Here is a 16132-nt window from a genome sequence, read left to right as displayed (position 1 = left end):
CCGCATCGGCCCCGGGACGCAGGCCGTGCTCCAGGTACAGGTCCGGTCGAGTACCGAGGTCATCGAAGACGTCCCGGTAACGACTGATTGCGCCGAGCCAGGCATCCACGCCCGCAGCATGCTCAGGCCACATGCACACCGTCACACCGTTTCGAGTTCCGCAGCTCACCGACCGGTTCAAAGCCTGGAGGCCGCGGCAGAGGTCGATGTGTTCCCGGCTGTCCGGTCAGGACAGTTCCCCCTCTGAAGTGCCTTGGAGGACTTGGTAATGACCGCGGAACGGTTGCAGACCCGCAACGGCATCGACTTCGCAGTGGCCGACCTGTCGCTCCACGAGTTCGGTCGTAAGGAGATCCGGCTGGCTGAGCACGAGATGCCTTGCCTCATGGCGTTCCGCCGCGAGTACTCCGGGGTGTACCCGCTCAAGGGCGCCCGCATCTCGGGCTCGCTGCACATGACGATCCAGACGGCCGTCCTCATCGAGACCCTGGTTGGCCTGGGCGCCGAGGTGCGCTGGGCCTCCTGCAACATCTTCTCGACGCAGGACCACGCGGCCGCAGCCGTCGTCGTGAGCCCCCACGGCACGAAGGAGGAGCCCAAGGGCGTCTCCTGCTTCGGTTGGAAGGGCGAGACCCTGCCGGAGTACTGGTGGACGGCCGAGTAGATGCTGACCTGGCCGGACGGCAAGGCCGAACATGATCCTGGACGACGGTGGCGACGCCACCATGCTCGTCCACAAGGGCGTCCAGTACGAGGCGACAACCGCTACGACATCCGCCACTTGCTGATCGACGGCATCAACCGCGGCGCGGACGTCCTTGGCACAGCGGCTCGATCGAGAACAGGTCGACCTCGCTGCGGAAGACGCCCCGCCACCGCGCCCACTCCGCCGTTCGCTGCCTGGTCGAACGCGACATCGCCACACTGAAGCGCTGGTGCGTCCTCACCCGAGCCCGCACCAGCCCCGACCGGTCACCTACTACGCCCGCCCCATCCTCACCCCTCGAACAACGCACGTGATCATGAGGATGGACAAGGTTCGGCAGCATCAAAGCAGGGACGCTCACGACAGTCCTCAGTCGAGCACGACAGGAAGCGACTCCAGCCGCCTCAGGAACATGCTTGGACGCCACGGTGCCTGCGCGATCGGATCGGCGAAGCGGACGGAGGAGAACCTGGTGAACAACGCGTGGAGGCCGACTTGCGCCACCATCGTACCCAGCCGAGCACCGGGGCATCGGTGGATGCCATGCCCGAACGCCAGATGACTCTTCGCATCACTCCTGTGAATGTCGACGCGTTCCGGCTCCTCAAACCGCTGGGCGTCGTGGTTGGCCGCGGACAACGACACCAGGACGTATTCCCGCGGAGGAATCGTCACCCCCTCAAGTTCAACCGGTGCATTTGTGTGACGCGGCAATGTCAGGCGCAGCGGGCCCTCATAACGCAGCAGCTCGTCGATGGCGGCCGGCAGCAACGACAGGTCGTTGAGGACCTCACTCAACTGGTCCGGATGCCGGAGCAGCCCAACTAAGCCATTCGTCAGTGCGGCGTGTGCCTCCTGGCCAGCGTGTAGCATCAGCACCACGAGGCCGTGCATCTCGAAGTCACTCAGGATCCCCTCGTCCCGCGCGTGACACAGGTCGGTGAGCGCATCGTCACCTGCGTTCTCTCGCTTACTCTCCATGAGAGAAGCGCAGAACCCGTAGAGTGTGCGCCCTGCCAAGCGAGCGGCTTGCGGGTCCAGCATATGGAAGTTCAGCAGATCGCTCCATCGGGGGAACTCGCGCGGCGTGTCAGAAGGGATGCCGAGGAGGCCGGAGAGCGCTTCCGCGACCAGCGGAACCCCGTACCGGGCGTGCAAGTCCACCGGTTCGCCCACGGGAAGATCGCGGACGAGCCGGTTCGCGGTCTGTTCCACCAAGGACTTCAACGCGTTAACACGGCTGGGGTTCAGGGCTTTGACCAACAGCGGCCGGATGCGGACGTGACGCTCGTCCTCCATGGCGAGCGGGATGTTCTTGGCGTGGTAGCCATCGTCCGGAATCCTGACGCGCGGATCGTCAGCTCGGTTCACCTGAAGCGGGGCGTCGAAGATGTCGCTGCTCACGTGGGGGTGCGCGAGCACTTTACGGGCATCATCGTACCGGGTGACGAACCAGACGTTCGCACCGCCGAACGTACCGATTACTTTGGCCGGACCGCCTTCCCGAACCGCCTTCAGCACCTTGTACGGGTCAGCGGTGAAGCCGAGTGCTCGCAGGTCGTGCCATCGGGACGACGTGGTCTTCGTCGACGCGGGCGCCGCGGAACCGTTCGCGCTGGGCAAGTCGAAGGTCTCCTCGAAGAGTTCCACGAAGTCGGCGATCTCGATGAGGATCATCTCTGTCAGCTGGCTCGCCTGTTCATCAATGCTGGTCATATCAGCTTCCTTTCTTTGATTTTGTCTGCGGCACGATCGAGGAGTTCAGCGGCGCGCAGGACGTCCGTGTCAAGAGGACGATCTGGATCAATCGACGTCACGACGACGGCAAGCCCTGGCGTATCCGGCTGCTGTCGGTGTTCGCTTCCCGACGTCAGCGGCTTGGCGCAGGGCCACGGCCGGCGAGCCGTGCACCAGTCGCAGGGATTCCGCCTGGTGGTAGCCATTCAACGCCGCCTATGTGCCGAACGGGACGATGTCTTGGTTGTGGAGATTGGTGTGCAGGCTCTGGACGTTGGCCGGCGTCGCGGCACGGCGCGTGACGGCAACGATCACCGTGGCGGCGAGTTGAACGCCTTGAACACCGTCCTGCCAAGCTCGGGCGATGGACAACATCGGGGAAGGCCGCCGTTGCGATGCGGATCAACCAGCAGGTTGAGCTGGCGTTCGACGAGGTTGCCGAGTTGCATCGCGACCACGGAGAGATCTCCGGCGAAGGCGATCGACTGCCCGAAGAAGTTCCCTCCGTGCGCGATCTCGTCGAACTCGGGAAAGAACAAGGGTCGCTCACTCCGTTGAGATCCGATCACGTCGCCGGCGTGCGGCAGACTGGCCCGCGCCGCACTCACCAGCTGAGGGGTGCACCGGATTGCATACGGATCCTGCAGCGGACGGTGCCCGCTCGGTGCCGCGCCTTTGAGTTGTCGTCGTAGAACCCAACCGGCATGTTCAGTGGCGGGGGTACCCGAACGCCTTCAGCAGCGGGGCGGAGAGGACGTCCTGAGTACGGCCGAGCAGATCGGTGAGCACACCAGTGAGGTGTATTGCCGTGACAACACCGCGGCGCAACTTGGCGAGTGTGAGCACTGCAACTGCGGAGGTGACCGAAGTTCCATTGACCAACGCCACTGCGCCCCGGCCGCCGAGGGCGAGTGGTCCGGGCTCGGCTCGCGTCAGCGCCACGTCTGCAGCCAGACGCGCACCGGTGTGATAGGCGAAGCCAAAGCCGCGCAACGCCTTCACCACGTGGGCCGGAGGAACGAGGTCACCGCTTGCGTCGACTGAGCCGAGTTCTGGGACAGCGAAGGCGAACGACGTCCGCAGTGCACCAGCCAAGGCGTCGATGACCCGCGTCGACACACCGGAGTGGCCGCACACGAGCGAACACAACCGCGTCAGCATCGTGGCGCGAACGACAGGAAGCGGTTGATCGCGGCCTTGGCCGCGGGCAGATGAGCCAGCACGTCTTCACATTGCCCGTTGCTGTCACCGTGTCCCGGTAAGGCAACCGACAGGCCGAATCTGCTGCTGCCGTAGATCGAGTCATCGGCCGCTAGCCGTCCAACCATGAAGGTCCGGCACGCTGCCACTCGGTCGGGGGTGGTCGCCTCCATGGTGACGTCGATCGGATCGACGGCTTGTTCGAGGATCCTCGTGCTGAGCCGATCCGCTGCGGAGAAGGCCGGCGGCGCCGGGCTGAGGTCCGGCATTCGCCATCCCTTCATTTCGAGATCAGTGGCTTGGCGATGGTCCTGCTGTCCATGGTCTTGTAGACGCTGTGGAGGCTGGGCAGATCCACGACGAGATCGAAGACAGGTGAAAAATCGATGCGGCCCAGCAGAACCTCGGTGCGCAACGACGGTAGATGGTGCCGAGCGAGGGTGGCTCCTTCGGTGACGGTCACGTCCAGCGTGGTGGCGGTCGTCGTTTAGGTCGAAGATCGTCACGTGTGGCGTCCTTCGGTTGTAGCTGTCCTTTGCTCGACAAAATCAGAGCTTAGCCAGCGCTGCAACGGTGCCGTGCCAAAGGGTGGAACGGATAGTGGCGATTTCGCCCTCCGGGGCGCAAACTCGCCTGAGCTGGAGTGAACAGGCACAAGCGATCACCACTGGCATGCCTCCAACCTCAAGCAGCCGGGAACTGCTGATCAGTGCCGATTGTGGAAATGAGGGCGTTGCCGGTGGCCAATTGCTGGATTACGGGTGTGACGGGTCTGCTGCACCGTAGGCGACACCTGAATTGACTTACCATGATGGTGAGCTGAGGTGATGTCGCTGTATCCACGCCCTGCCCTCAGGAGTCCCCGACAATGTCGTGAGGGTTGCTGAGAACACATCGGGAGAGGTGAATAGGAATAATATCACGCTGTTCTCCGATCGCCTCGGCTTGCTGTGGCTTGTGGTATGGCGGAAAGTGTTCGCGAAGTGGTCTAATGTGTTCTTGAGAGTTGGGAAGTGTGAACTTCCCGCTGACTCGAAGGTAGAACATGCCCGGTTGGACCACTGATCTCCGAATGGCGATGGTGAACTTGACCCGTATTAGTTGCGGAGACGCCAACGTCGTGTCCGGCTGTTGCCTCAGTGTGCACGACGACACTGGCGAGCTTATGCGTGATCGCGCAGAGCGGCCGAACGCAAAAGTCTTGCGGTTGAACAAGTCCGAGGCGCTGCTTCATAGAGAAGGAGGGGACACATGAAAATCAACGGTCGAATCGGAATCAAAGCCCTGTCGACGTGGTTACCGGACGATTCGGTTCTGCCGGATCAGGAGTCGGTGGCACCGACGCCGTTGCGCAACGGTGGGCCATCGCTGCGAGTGGAGTCGCTGCCCGTCTCCAACGCGCTCGCCCCGCCGGAGATGGCGGTAAAAGCAGCACAACAATGCCTGAAGAAAGCGGATTGCGAGTCCGGTCGCGTGGACCTGCTCATTCACGCGTGGCTGTACCACCAGGGACACGACGTCTGGCCAGTCGCCCACTACATCGCCGACCAGATCGGCGCCGGAGAGCAGGTGCACCTCGTTGGCCTGCAGCAAGGTTGCACTGGTGGCCTGAGTGGCATGTACTTCGCGGCGACGGCTCTGCTTGCGGACCCCACGGTGCAACTCGCTCTGGTGACCACTGCGGACCGGTTCTGCGAACCTGGCTGGAAGCGCTGGGAGAAGGGAGGCGCCAGCGGCTTCGGCGACGGTGCCACCGCGGCCCTGCTGCACCGCGCCGACGGCACCCCCGATGATCTGAGCTTGCTCTCGATCGCGCAGACCTCGTCGTCGCCGTCCATGGAGTGGCTGTTCCGCGGTGAACCGGACTTCACTCCAGCGCCCATGTGGGAAAAGGCCTTCATCGACACCGCCGTGCTTGCCGGGGTCGCCGGGAGCGCGCCAACGGCGCCGCCGCACAAGCCGGAAGTCATAATTGCTGCCATGCGGGCGGGAGTGGAACGGAGCCTTCACCAGGCGCTCGCCCATGCGGACATCCGGCCCGACGACCCTCGTCTGCGCTTCGTCACGGTGCCCCGCATCGATCAAATGCTGCTCGACATCATGTACGACGGAGCTTTCGCGGGACTGCCCAACGCGGAGCTTGTGCTATTCGGCACACATACCGGACACCTCGGCGCAGGTGATCCGATTGCCAATGCCACGGAACTGCTCGACCGGAAGATGCTGCGTCCAGGTGACGTGGCCGTGCTGGCGGGCGTCGGTGCGGGCTGGACCTGGACGACCGCCGTGGTCCAAATGCCAGGCACGGACGGCAGCGTGTCATGAGTCGGCCAATCACGACAGCGGACACGCCGCCGTCCCGCGAGGGTGCGTGGTGGGGCGCGAACCTGCTCGATCGGCAGCCCGCACAACAGCTCTGGGCGTCTGGCTGGTCGGACGTCACTTGGGAACAACTCCGTCAGGAGGTCGCTGGTCTGAGTCGGGAACTGGCCGATCACGGCATCGGCGTGAACAGCACGGTGGCCTTGCGATGTCCGCCCAGTTTCACGGTGGTGTGGCTGCTATTGGCGCTGTGGTCTCGGGGCAGCCAGGTCGTGCTGCTCGACCCCCGCCTTAAACCACAGGAGATCGAACGCATCCTTGAGCACACCCGTGCCGAGTACACGATCTCCGCAGAGACATCCGCAGAATCCTTGAAACCGTTCCACGACACCTGTCAGTTCACCGTCGAAAGCCGAGCCAGCGGCGTGCGCACGGACGACGACGTTTGTCTGGTGCTGTGCAGCTCCGGCACGACCGGAACGCCCAAGCTCATCGGGCGGACCCCCAGACACCTTATGGCGGACCTCGACCGGCACGCGCGCAACCCCGGCATGGTCAGGACCGGCGAAAGGGCTTTCCTGCTGGCGTCACCCGTGCATGGCTTCGGTCTTGCCTGCGGTGTGCTGCACGCACTCAACGTGGGCGCCACGCTGGTCTTCCCGCACAGCCTGCAACCGGACGAACTCGTTCGGCGCGCCCGCGAATCACGCGTCAACGCGATCCTGGGTGTGCCCGCCCACTTCGCGCTCCTCAGCCAAGCCACGGGTACGGACCCCGTTTCCGTGCTCCGGCTTGCGATCTCCTGCGGCGACGTGCTGTCCGCCGGCATCAGGCAGCGGTTTTACCACCGGTTCGGCGTTCCGCTGGGGCAGATATACGGGATGAGTGAGGTCGGTGCCATCGCCTCCGATCTCACCGGCGCCTGCCAACCACCTGCTGTCGGGCGCCTGCTGCCAGGTGTCGAGGGCAGGTGCGACGACGGCGAGCTGTACATCAAAGTGGACCGGTCGCCGTATTTGCGCAGTGATCGCGACGACCGCTACACCGACGGCTGGTTGCGCACCTTCGATCGCTGTGAAATCGACCCCGGATCCGGTGAGCTGCGGCTGATGGGACGTACCGACTCGGTGGTCACCGTCGGAGGGCTCAAAGTGGATCTCACCGAGGTCGAGGCGGTGTTGCGCGAGCATCCCCAGGTGATCGACGCACTGCTCGTGCACGGTGTTGCCGCCGGGCAAGCCGCACCAGGTCCAGTTCTCGAAGCCCATGTGACCGGTGACGCGTCGTTGACTGCCGATTCACTGGTCAGGTGGTGCAGGGAGCGGCTGAGCGACTTCAAGATACCCAAGCGCATCCATGTAGGAGTGGACCTTCCCCGCAACGCCAACGGAAAGCGGCTTCGCGTGCATCCGGCCGAGGACCAGACGTGATCACCGAGGAGGACGTCATGACCCTGATCGCGGATATCCTCGGGCAATCGGTCGAGGAGTTCGACGCCGATGCCGAGGTCGCCCTCGATTCTCTGTTCCTAGTCTGGCTGGTGCACAAGCTTCAGCAGCGAGTCGGCTCCTCCCTTCAAATTGACTTCGACGCGGTCATCGGCGGGCGCACTGCGCGAGAGATGTACAGCAGGTTGATGACGGAGATTGAGCGCTGTGGAGGAAAGGTGCGCCGTGCGAGCAGCCGTCCTTGAAGGTCCCGGTGATGTTCATGCCACTGAGGGTGCCGGATCCTGTGGTGGGCGATCCTCGTGACGCCGTCGTCGCGGTTGCACTGGCCGCGGTGTGCGGGACAGACCTGCTCAACGCGTTCGACATCGCCTTCGACGGCCGCCTGGCCGCCGACCGCAAGTAGTTTTCTTCAACCCGAGTTAGAACTCCTAACAGAATGATCTTGGAATACTGTCGATCATCGGTGTGTTGACCTTGGTGTGAGGAAGGGTGAGCTAGCTTACCTGGATCGTGTTCGACGAGTTGTGGACGCGGATCGAACCGCTGCTCCCGCTGCTCCCGGTGGTGCCGCGTCGCGCGGATCATCCGGGACGTAAGCGGCTGGATGACCGCAAGGTGTTGTGCGGCATCCTGTTCGTGCTCTACACCGGGACCCCGTGGGAGTTCCTGCCCCAGGAACTCGGCTTCGGCTCCGGCATGACCGCCTGGCGGCGACTGCGCGACTGGCATCAGGCCGGGGTGTGGCAACGGCTGCACGAGAACCTGCTCGCGGAACTCAAGGGTCTGCTGCACGAGTAGGTGACATCTGAGTTGGCTTGCCGTGATGGCGAGCTGGGAGGATGTCTCTGTGCCCAAGCCCTACCCTCAAGAGTTCCGCGACGATGTCGTACGGGTCGCCCGTGACCGTGAGCCCGGTGTGACGGTCGAGCAGATCGCGAAGGACTTCGGGGTGCACCCGATGACGTTGTTCAAGTGGCTGCGCCAGGCCGAGATCGACGAGGGTTTCAAGCCAGGCGTGGCCAGGAACGACTCGGCCGAGCTGCGCGAGGCGCGCAAGCGGATCAAGCTGCTGGAGCAGGAGAACGAGGTCCTGCGTCGCGCGACCGCGTATCTGTCGCAGGCGAATCTGCCGGGAAAAGGCTCTACCCGCTCGTGACGGAGCTGGCCGCGGACGGTGTTCCGGTCGCGGTGACGTGCCGGGTACTCGGAATCGCTCGGCAGCCGTACTACCGGTGGCTGGCCGCGCCGGTCACCGCCGCCGAGCTCGAGCGGGCGTATCGGGCGAACGCGTTGTTCGACGCCCACCGCGACGATCCGGAGTTCGGCTACCGGTTCCTGCCGACGAAGCCCGCGACGCCGGTGAGTCGATGGCGGATCGGACCGCGTGGCGGATCTGCTCGTCGATGGGCTGGTGGAGCGCGTTCGGCAAGAAACGCGGCCGCAACGGCAAGAAGACCGGCCCGCCGGTCCACGACGACCTCGTCCGCCGCGACTTCACCGCCACCACGCCCAACCGGCTATGGCTGGCCGACATCACCGAACACCGCACCACAGAAGGAAAACTCTATCTGTGCGCGGTCAAGGACGCCTGCTCCAACCGGATCGTCGGCTACTCGATCGACTCCCGGATGAAGTCCCGGCTCGCCGTCACCGCGCTCACCAACGCCCTCGCCCGCCGCGGTGACGTCGCCGGCTGCGTGGTCCACACCGACCGCGGATCGCAATTTCGATCAAGGAAATTCGTCCGTGCGCTCGCGCGTCACAGCCTGTCCGGGTCGACGGGACGGGTGGGCGCGGCGGGTGACAACGCCGCTATGGAGAGCTTCTTCGCGTTGCTGCAGAACAATGTTCTCGACCGCCGTTCCTGGTCGACTCGCGAGGAACTGCGGATCGCGATCGTCACCTGGATCGAGCGCACCTACCACCGCCGCAGACGCCAGGCCGCCCTCGGCCGGTTGACCCCTATCGAATACGAGACAATCATGGCCACGCCAGCCAGTCAGGCTGCGTGACTACCGCTGTCACCTACTCGTGCAGCAGACCCGTCCGCTCGCACGCCCGATGCTCGGCCACCATCAACCCGCACCGCCCCGGTGGCATTCATGAGCAGATCACGCGCGACGCTGGAACAAGGTCCACGATCTGCTCGGCCAAGGGCCGGGCTGCTCGACTGCGCCCGCCACCTCGGCGTGGCTCTCGGAACGGGGTTGCCGAGTTCATGCCGGCACCTTGACGTCGGTCTGGTGCGGCGGCGCGCTGGTGACCACAAAGTCGGCGAACCCGGAGATGTCCGGCTCGATGACGCAGGACGGACCAGTCCAGCTGCCCGTGCTGGGCAACCTCGGCACCCGCCTGGGCACGAGCAGGATGGGCCGGTCACGTGTACCAGGTGGGTTCGGGCAGTTCGTTCAGCAGTGCGTAGCGGCCGACCTCGGCGCGTTTGTGGGCGATGGGGTCGTGCAGGCTGTGGGTGCGAATGTTGCGCCAATAGATGTCCAGGCCGACGGTGTTGGCAGTGGCGCGGGCGCCGGTCACGTCGAAGACGCGGGTGCCGATCTCCAGGCCGGTGTCGATGGCGCGTTGCTTGGCTGCGGCGATGACGACTGCGGCTTCGCCGCGTTGGCGTTCGGTGACGGTGTCGGGGTGGGCGTTGATCGCCTCGATCAGCGTGGCGGCGCGGTCGGCCAGGGCTTCGGCGGCCCACAGCTTGGACTGGAGGTCGCCGTAGGTGTCCAGGACGTGGAACTCCTGCACCGCGGTCTCCTTGACGTCGACGGCGTAGGGCCAGGGGCGGGTGCGGTCGCGGGTGTAGGCGGCGGCGGTGGTGAGGGCGCCCTTGGCGATGCCGAGGTAGAAGTTGGTGAACACCAACTGGATCAGCGGTACGTTGAGACTGTTGTAGGCCCGCGGCTGGAACTGCTTGTCGACGTAACCCAAGGCATCCGACCAGGGTGCGCGCACGCCGCGGATTTCGACGCTGCCGCTCTCGGTGAGCCGCTGGCCGAGGTTGTCCCAGTCGTCGTTGAACACGATGGCGTCCTGGTGGGACGCGGCGATGGCAAAGACGTGCTTGTCGGTGCCTTCCAGCACTCCTTCCAGGACCGTGACGTCGGAGACCTTGCTGCCGGTGGAGAAGGACTTGCGGCCGGTGAAGACGAGCTCGTCGCCTTCGTCGACCACCACCAGGTCGTTGTCGCGCGGGTTGACCGCGCCGCCGAAGAACCAGCGCTCACGGGTGGCCTGTTCCTGCACCGCGGCGACCTGTTCGGGAGTGGCTATCAGGCGAGCGGTCCAGAACCACAGGTAGTGGTAGCCCAAGAGCTGGCCGATGGAACCGTCGCCCACGGCGACCTCGCGAACGACCCGGTAGGCGGTGGTCCAGTCCTGTCCGCCACCGCCGTGCTCGGCCGGTCCGAGCAAGGTGACCAGACCCGAGTCCTTGAGCAACGCCACCTCGGCGTACGGGGTGGCCCCGGCTTGGTCGCGGGCAACGGCGTTGGCGGCCAGCACGACGGCCACTTCCCGGGCGCGGTCGAGCCACTCGTCGGCGGTGGTCGCGGCGGTGGTCCAGGTGTGCTGCGCGGACGCGGTCACAAGGGGGCTCCGATCACGTATGCGGGTCTACGGCATGTCCTTCGTATCGAGAACACAGATCACGCGACAGGACCCAATCGGTGAAAACATATTCCCGTTCCACGCGAAAGCGCACCGGCGCGACTCCTTACTTCGGCGACGCAGCACTCAATCACGGTATTTCGCCGCAATCAGTTTTCACATGAGCCGGAACGTCGCGTACCTGTCGGCAACTACTCGGCAGTATGTCGGCCGAAGATCGGTCAGCCGGTGAACGTGATCGTCAGGGGGCCGTTGACGGTGCGACTCCGGTGGCCGAGCAGGCCAGGGGATCGGGGTGTACGAAGATGACCGTCTGCGTGAACTGGGCGTCCGCGAACAGGCCGGCCGTGACGGTTCCCCGCGTGACGACGATCGTCTGTCCCAGGGGCCGGGTGGCGATGGTGTCGCCCGTGGTGGTGCTGGTCGCACCGCTGTTCCAGCTGGTCTGCTGGGTGACGGTGGACGAGCCGCTAAGCAGGCAGCTGGCCTGTGCCGTGCTGGTGACGGCTGCGGTTCCGGCTGTCACCGGACCGCCGATACAGCTGCTGTAGGTCACGTCCGCGTCGATTTCGGTCATCTGCGTGCGCAAGGTGAGCGGCGGGCTGTAGGTCTGCGTGGGCTGGCTCGCACAGGCCATCAAGGTGGCCGCGGCCTGAGCGGCACGAGACCGTGGTCTATTCGGGTGAACGGGCATGGTCTTGCCGGGGGAAGCGCGGAGTCGCTGCCAGGCTGCTTCGTGGCATATCTGCCACGCGATCGATCTTGGGAGGGATCATGGCGGTAACGGGTTTGCGGCGCATGCTCGGCGCGGCAGCATTGGCGTGCGTGACGGTGCTGGCCTCAACCGTGATGGCGCCGGCCGCGCACGCGGCTGGCAAGAAGTGGGGGCCGATCTACGCGAAGACCGACGGCACGTCTGCCGCGGCCGCGTGGGGCGACTTCGCCAACAACGGTGGTGTCTACGCAACGGTCGGTGCCAACTGGACGGACTTGAAGTACACCGATGGCTGGGACGCCTACGTCGAGGTGCAGTTCACTTTCTGGAAGCAGGGTCGGTGGCAGTACGCCTCCACTGTGCAGTCCAAGCGCACCTACGACACGGCCAGTGGCCCCTTGTCAGCCAGGTTGCGCTCGGACGCGACGGCGGCCCGCGCGGTCATCAAGGTCTGCGTCGACAGGTCCGCTCGGCCCGACGTCTGCTCGCCCACGTCGATCGTGTCGTTCAACTACTGACCGACCACGTGATGGGCATCGGTTGGGGCCGGCCGCGGAACTACCTGGGGGTAGGTCCCGACCTGTGCAGGCGTGTGCAACCTGTTCGTGGAGGCCCGCACACGCTCGGGCGGGACGATCGGTGGCCATGTCGGCCTCCGCATGCGAGGAGTTCGGCACAACCGCCGGGATCGAGTACTGCGCGGCTTCGTACTGATCTGCGCAGGATTGGATCACCGTCGGCTGGGTATTGACGGAGCGCCGGACACGTGCGCGTGAACTCGGTAGGCCGCTTCCGAGCGGACCGGCCGGTTCCGGCGTGGGGAAGTTGAAACTCTGCAGCTCCCCGCGCCGGTCCCGGTTCGCTTGCGGCTGGACGGCCGCACAGTTATGTCTTGATCATTGCGTACCGTGCGCTGACGACGTCAAGCAGTGGCGCCGCAGATCAGTTCCTCTGAACCACGAGGTGCCGCGGCATGGCTGACGAAACGCATGCATCCGAGATGTCCCCGGCCAAGCCAGATGAGGGTTACCGTCCCGATGCCCTGAGCAGACTCGACGAGACCGCCGAGGCGCTGACGGTGCTCCGGAACTTCTTCACCGACGAGGAGCCGCTCGACACCGCGTTGCAGCGGCTGGCCGACACCGCCAGCGGGGCGATCCCGGACGCGGATGCGGTGACGGTGTCGCTGATGGATCTGGCGCAGCCACGCACCGCGGCCGCCACGAACCCCCGGCTGATCGAGGTCGACGAGAAGCAGTACAGCGCCAACCGAGGCCCGTGCTTCGAGGCCGCACGCACCCTGCGCGCAGTGCGGGCGGTCGTCGGCGAGCACTTCGAGGAGTGGCCGGAATTTGAGGCAGCCGCGGCCGAGCAGGCGATCCGCGCCTAACTGTCCGTGCCGGTGCTGCTGCCCTCCTCACAATCCACCCAAGAGCAGCACCTCGGCTCACTCAACATCTACAGCTATACCGCCGCGGCCTTCGACCCCTTCGACGAAGGGCTCATGCGGCTGTTCACCACCACAGCGTCGGCCACGATCGCCAGCGCCCAACGCCACCAGCGCTCACGAGACCACATCAGCAGCCTGGAACAGGCACTCGTCTCCCGGGCCGTCATCGACCAGGCTAAAGGCGTCTTGATTGCCGTGCACTCCTGCACCGCCGACAAAGCGTTCGCGATGCTCGTGCAACGCTCACAGCGCGAGAACATCAAACTCCGCGACATCGCCAAAAGTCTGCTCGACTCAGTCGCCCGCTCCTGAGCCCCTCTCGGCCGCATCCCTAGATCGCGTGAATTGTGATCCATGCGGTATCGGCCGGATGACCCCTGTCGGCGACATCTTTTGAGCAGCCCACGGCGGTGCCAGGCCTACGCACTTCTCGAAGACGTCAACGTTGTCTCGCCCACCGAGTCATTCTTCCTGAACCTTCAGGCGCTTGAGGCGCCGCTGGTGGAGTTCGACGTCAGCGACGGTAGCGCTGAGCTGGATCGTCACCTGCTCTCGGCGCCGGCCAAGAGCACTGCGGCCGGTCGTAGCCGGATCGGTGGCGGTAGGCGCTGGCGACGTGCCTCAGCAAGGTGTTGCCGCTCAACGCCCAAAACATCTCGTTGATGACGTCGGCCCCGCTGGCGGCGTCGAGCCCGATGGTGGACCGAACGTTGGACTCAAGGAAGACCAGCGGCGCCTCATGCGCGTCGGCGATCGCCAGCACGTCCCTCACGTCACGACCGCCGTCTCGGCGCTCCGCCCCCTTCTTCTCAGCACGCGCCCTGTCGTGCGCGATCTGCTCACGAATCCACGCGATCACCTCGCTCACACTGGATGCGCTCACGGAAGTCCTCACCTGCCTTCCACGCTCACGCTGAAACACCAGCCGAATCCACGCTTACCGAGCACCGATGTGCTGGACTGGTCGGCCGGACCTGCGCGAGGCGTTACCGCGAACGCAGCGGATCACGGCCTCGGCGAGGCTCAACGCGTGATGCGGTGCATCGGAGGAAGTGACACGACAACTGAGACTGATCATGGTGCCACCACCGTGAGATACGTGCAGATACGCAGGTCACACAAGATCGACATATCTCGCTTGGTGCTTCGTGATGCACTCCGAGCTGCTCGGCCAGCCGCCGGATCACCGGCTTCGGATCCGACTCCCGATACAGCCGGACCGCACGAGCCCCTCAGCTCATCGGGGTACTTCCTCGGTGCTGCCACGGACGACTCCCTTCAGGTCCTATCGGACCATGCTTGAAAGTCTCCGAGCTACCGGGGGAACCTCAGAGGGCCAAAGGGCCGTTGGAAGTAGCCGTGCCCCCGCCGGGTGACGGGGGCACGTCACGGCAGCGAGGTGGCTTGTCGGAGCACCCACTGCCAGCCTTCGGTGGCCTACTTCGACGGCGCGATGAGCCCCGAGCCGCCCGCGCGGGCCTGGTCGAACCGGCGGGTGACGTCGGTCCAGTTGACCAGTGACCACAGCTTCTGCACGTAGTCCGGTCGCACGTTGCGGTACTGCAGGTAGTAGGCGTGCTCCCACGCGTCGAACACCAGCACGGGCGTGGTGTTCATGCCGACGTTGCCGTGGTGGTCGTAGACCTGCTCGACGATCAGGCGCTGCGACAGCGGCTCCCACGCCAGCACGCCCCAGCCCGACCCTTGCACCAGCGACGTCGCGGCCGAGAGCTGCTTGGCGAACGCGTCGAACGAGCCGAAGTGCTCGTCGATCGCGGCAGCGAGCTCGCCGTCGGGGCGGTCTCCGCCGTCCGGGCTCAAGTTGTCCCAGAACATCGTGTGCAGCACATGCCCGGACAGGTTGAAGGCGAAGGTCTTCTCCAAGCCGACGATGCCGGTGAAGTCCTCCTTCTCCCGGGTTTCGGCAAGCCGTTCCAGGCTGTCGTTCGCGCCCTTGACGTAGGCGGCGTGGTGCTTGCTGTGGTGCAGCTCAAGGATCTCGCCGGTGATCGCGGGCTCAAGCGCCGCGTAATCGTAGGGCAGATCCGGCAGCACGTACTGGCTCATGGGGGCTTCTCCGAGAACTCCGTGGGGTCTATCGCCACTCTTTCGCAAGAGCCATAGATTTGCAACAGACTGATCGTGAGGTGGGGTGGAGGAGTGCTTCGCGGGAATCACGGACGGGTCCGTGGCGCGCCTCGCTATCCCGAGCACCCAGGATCATTCAGGCGCGTGTCCAGGTCATTGGTGCTGTCCACGGGCGGCCGACTGCCGGCGAGCCTCTTGACCTGATGGTGAATCCGGATCATCGGGAGCTGTAGCTGGGAGCGTGTCGCTCGGTCAGTTGGTCGACCCGCACCCGCTGGCCTGGTACGCCCACATCGCCTGTCCGTGGCTCGCGCACGCCGGGCTGGCCGTCACCAGGTCTGCTGGTCCAACAGGGGAATTGGCGTCAGTGAACAAGGCATGATGATCTGACGACGTCGATCCGCTGTTCACTGATCAAGCCGGTGCGAACGCACTTGGGCGCGACGGTGCGGCTCAGGGGAGTGCGGGCACAGCTCGGCCATCGCTGGAGTGATCGTTCGGGTGCTGCCCAAGCGAATAACACGCCCACTAGATGTAGTTGCAGATCACTCGACTCCGCCCATGTAGTGTGCCGCAGAGCTGGTTCGGCCGATCATCCAGATCGGTCGTCGCAAGAGGGAACCCGGTGTGAGTCCGGGACTGCCCCGCAGCGGTGAACGGGAACGAAAGCCGTCAGAAGCACTGGACGTGAACGTCTGGGAAGCGACGGCCGGTAGGAGCCGACAGGCGTGCCCGCGAGTCCGAAGACCTGCCAGCGCCCCGCACGCTTCGACGCGTGCGGGTGTCCGAGGCCCCGAGGGAGGGCGGGAGGACGTGGCGGTCGCGCGCGCCCGTTCGCTCCTCGCTGT

General features: G+C 65.1%; 15 protein-coding genes, 5 pseudogenes and 1 riboswitch. Of the genes and pseudogenes, 11 read left to right on the top strand and 9 right to left on the bottom strand.

Going from position 1 to position 16132, the window contains the following annotated elements; all coding sequences use genetic code 11:
* Positions 1-268: 268 nt before the first annotated feature.
* Positions 269-755 (top strand): annotated as a pseudogene (locus L6E10_RS33590) (adenosylhomocysteinase); the annotation flags it as partial.
* 320 nt (positions 756-1075) lie between these two features.
* On the opposite strand, the gene L6E10_RS33585 reads toward L6E10_RS33590, so the two are convergent.
* The 5 genes and pseudogenes from L6E10_RS33585 to L6E10_RS33570 all read right to left on the bottom strand — a co-directional run bounded on the left by L6E10_RS33585 (position 1076) and on the right by L6E10_RS33570 (position 4106).
* Positions 1076-2422: a cytochrome P450 gene (locus L6E10_RS33585; protein WP_236224169.1), complete on the bottom strand. Its 1347-nt coding sequence runs from the start codon at positions 2420-2422 to the stop codon at positions 1076-1078.
* A gap of 237 nt (positions 2423-2659) precedes the next feature.
* Positions 2660-3090 (bottom strand): annotated as a pseudogene (locus tag L6E10_RS40500) (aromatic amino acid lyase).
* A gap of 61 nt (positions 3091-3151) precedes the next feature.
* A complete protein-coding gene (locus tag L6E10_RS40495; RefSeq protein ID WP_275677250.1) occupies positions 3152-3604 on the bottom strand; it encodes an aromatic amino acid lyase in 453 nt (150 codons plus the stop codon).
* Positions 3598-3912, bottom strand: a complete 315-nt coding sequence (locus tag L6E10_RS33575; protein ID WP_236224168.1) for a hypothetical protein — start codon at positions 3910-3912, stop codon at positions 3598-3600. Before L6E10_RS33575 ends, L6E10_RS40495 begins: the two co-directional genes overlap by 7 nt.
* A gap of 11 nt (positions 3913-3923) precedes the next feature.
* Positions 3924-4106, bottom strand: coding sequence for a hypothetical protein (locus L6E10_RS33570; protein WP_236224167.1), 183 nt, complete (start codon positions 4104-4106; stop codon positions 3924-3926).
* 788 nt (positions 4107-4894) lie between these two features.
* Between L6E10_RS33570 and L6E10_RS33565 the strand changes: the two genes are divergently transcribed.
* The 7 genes and pseudogenes from L6E10_RS33565 to L6E10_RS33535 form a co-directional block, all read left to right on the top strand.
* Positions 4895-5968 (top strand): ketoacyl-ACP synthase III family protein, encoded by a 1074-nt coding sequence (locus L6E10_RS33565; protein WP_236224166.1) that lies wholly within the window; start codon positions 4895-4897, stop codon positions 5966-5968.
* On the top strand, positions 5965-7395 hold the full coding sequence (locus L6E10_RS33560) for a class I adenylate-forming enzyme family protein (protein ID WP_236224165.1): 1431 nt from the start codon (positions 5965-5967) through the stop codon (positions 7393-7395). The genes L6E10_RS33565 and L6E10_RS33560 overlap by 4 nt, the downstream gene beginning before the upstream one ends.
* Positions 7392-7658 carry an acyl carrier protein gene (locus tag L6E10_RS33555; protein WP_236224164.1) on the top strand — a complete coding sequence of 89 codons (267 nt, stop codon included), beginning with the start codon at positions 7392-7394 and terminating at the stop codon, positions 7656-7658. The genes L6E10_RS33560 and L6E10_RS33555 overlap by 4 nt, the downstream gene beginning before the upstream one ends.
* 11 nt (positions 7659-7669) lie before the next feature.
* Positions 7670-7819, top strand: coding sequence for a hypothetical protein (locus L6E10_RS33550; RefSeq protein WP_236224163.1), 150 nt, complete (start codon positions 7670-7672; stop codon positions 7817-7819).
* A gap of 104 nt (positions 7820-7923) precedes the next feature.
* A pseudogene (locus tag L6E10_RS33545) lies at positions 7924-8196 on the top strand (transposase); the annotation flags it as partial.
* Positions 8197-8263: 67 nt separating this feature from the next.
* Positions 8264-9428 (top strand): annotated as a pseudogene (locus L6E10_RS33540) (IS3 family transposase).
* A 32-nt stretch (positions 9429-9460) separates the two neighbouring features.
* Positions 9461-9620, top strand: a pseudogene (locus tag L6E10_RS33535) (ISL3 family transposase); the annotation flags it as partial.
* A 172-nt stretch (positions 9621-9792) separates the two neighbouring features.
* On the opposite strand, the gene L6E10_RS33530 reads toward L6E10_RS33535, so the two are convergent.
* On the bottom strand, positions 9793-11010 hold the full coding sequence (locus L6E10_RS33530; protein WP_236224162.1) for an acyl-CoA dehydrogenase family protein: 1218 nt from the start codon (positions 11008-11010) through the stop codon (positions 9793-9795).
* A 262-nt stretch (positions 11011-11272) separates the two neighbouring features.
* The gene (locus L6E10_RS33525; protein ID WP_236224161.1) at positions 11273-11608 is read right to left on the bottom strand and encodes a hypothetical protein; all 336 of its coding nucleotides are present in this window, start codon (positions 11606-11608) and stop codon (positions 11273-11275) included.
* A 197-nt stretch (positions 11609-11805) separates the two neighbouring features.
* Here L6E10_RS33525 and L6E10_RS33520 point away from each other — a divergent pair, with 197 nt between their 5' ends.
* The 3 genes from L6E10_RS33520 to L6E10_RS33510 all read left to right on the top strand — a co-directional run bounded on the left by L6E10_RS33520 (position 11806) and on the right by L6E10_RS33510 (position 13508).
* The gene (locus L6E10_RS33520) at positions 11806-12264 is read left to right on the top strand and encodes a hypothetical protein (protein ID WP_236224160.1); all 459 of its coding nucleotides are present in this window, start codon (positions 11806-11808) and stop codon (positions 12262-12264) included.
* A 455-nt stretch (positions 12265-12719) separates the two neighbouring features.
* Positions 12720-13136 (top strand): hypothetical protein, encoded by a 417-nt coding sequence (locus tag L6E10_RS33515; protein ID WP_236224159.1) that lies wholly within the window; start codon positions 12720-12722, stop codon positions 13134-13136.
* 6 nt (positions 13137-13142) lie between these two features.
* On the top strand, positions 13143-13508 hold the full coding sequence (locus L6E10_RS33510; RefSeq protein WP_236224158.1) for an ANTAR domain-containing protein: 366 nt from the start codon (positions 13143-13145) through the stop codon (positions 13506-13508).
* Between the two features lie 202 nt (positions 13509-13710).
* On the opposite strand, the gene L6E10_RS33505 is transcribed toward L6E10_RS33510, so the two are convergent.
* Positions 13711-14064, bottom strand: a complete 354-nt coding sequence (locus L6E10_RS33505) for a hypothetical protein (RefSeq protein ID WP_236224157.1) — start codon at positions 14062-14064, stop codon at positions 13711-13713.
* Between the two features lie 569 nt (positions 14065-14633).
* Positions 14634-15263: a superoxide dismutase gene (locus L6E10_RS33500; RefSeq protein ID WP_236224156.1), complete on the bottom strand. Its 630-nt coding sequence runs from the start codon at positions 15261-15263 to the stop codon at positions 14634-14636.
* Positions 15264-15847: 584 nt separating this feature from the next.
* Positions 15848-16055: riboswitch (cobalamin riboswitch) on the top strand.
* Positions 16056-16132: the final 77 nt, after the last annotated feature.

Source organism: Lentzea sp. CC55 (assembly GCF_021056325.1).
Taxonomy (GTDB): Bacteria; Actinomycetota; Actinomycetes; order Mycobacteriales; family Pseudonocardiaceae; genus Lentzea; species Lentzea jiangxiensis.
The sequence above is the reverse complement of the archived record's forward strand: the minus strand, read 5'-3'. Positions and strand labels throughout refer to the sequence as shown.

Excerpts from the sequence above, each read along its gene's own strand:
- L6E10_RS33575 (WP_236224168.1), bottom strand. The coding sequence starts at position 3,912 with ATGCCGGACCTCAGCCCGGCGCCGCCGGCCTTCTCCGCAGCGGATCGG.
- L6E10_RS33550 (WP_236224163.1), top strand. The coding sequence starts at position 7,670 with ATGTTCATGCCACTGAGGGTGCCGGATCCTGTGGTGGGCGATCCTCGT.
- L6E10_RS33515 (WP_236224159.1), top strand. The coding sequence starts at position 12,720 with ATGGCTGACGAAACGCATGCATCCGAGATGTCCCCGGCCAAGCCAGAT.
- L6E10_RS33520 (WP_236224160.1), top strand. The coding sequence starts at position 11,806 with ATGGCGGTAACGGGTTTGCGGCGCATGCTCGGCGCGGCAGCATTGGCG.
- L6E10_RS33565 (WP_236224166.1), top strand. The coding sequence starts at position 4,895 with ATGAAAATCAACGGTCGAATCGGAATCAAAGCCCTGTCGACGTGGTTA.
- L6E10_RS33560 (WP_236224165.1), top strand. The coding sequence starts at position 5,965 with ATGAGTCGGCCAATCACGACAGCGGACACGCCGCCGTCCCGCGAGGGT.
- L6E10_RS33585 (WP_236224169.1), bottom strand. The coding sequence starts at position 2,422 with ATGACCAGCATTGATGAACAGGCGAGCCAGCTGACAGAGATGATCCTC.
- L6E10_RS40495 (WP_275677250.1), bottom strand. The coding sequence starts at position 3,604 with ATGCTGACGCGGTTGTGTTCGCTCGTGTGCGGCCACTCCGGTGTGTCG.
- L6E10_RS33525 (WP_236224161.1), bottom strand. The coding sequence starts at position 11,608 with ATGACCGAAATCGACGCGGACGTGACCTACAGCAGCTGTATCGGCGGT.
- L6E10_RS33500 (WP_236224156.1), bottom strand. The coding sequence starts at position 15,263 with ATGAGCCAGTACGTGCTGCCGGATCTGCCCTACGATTACGCGGCGCTT.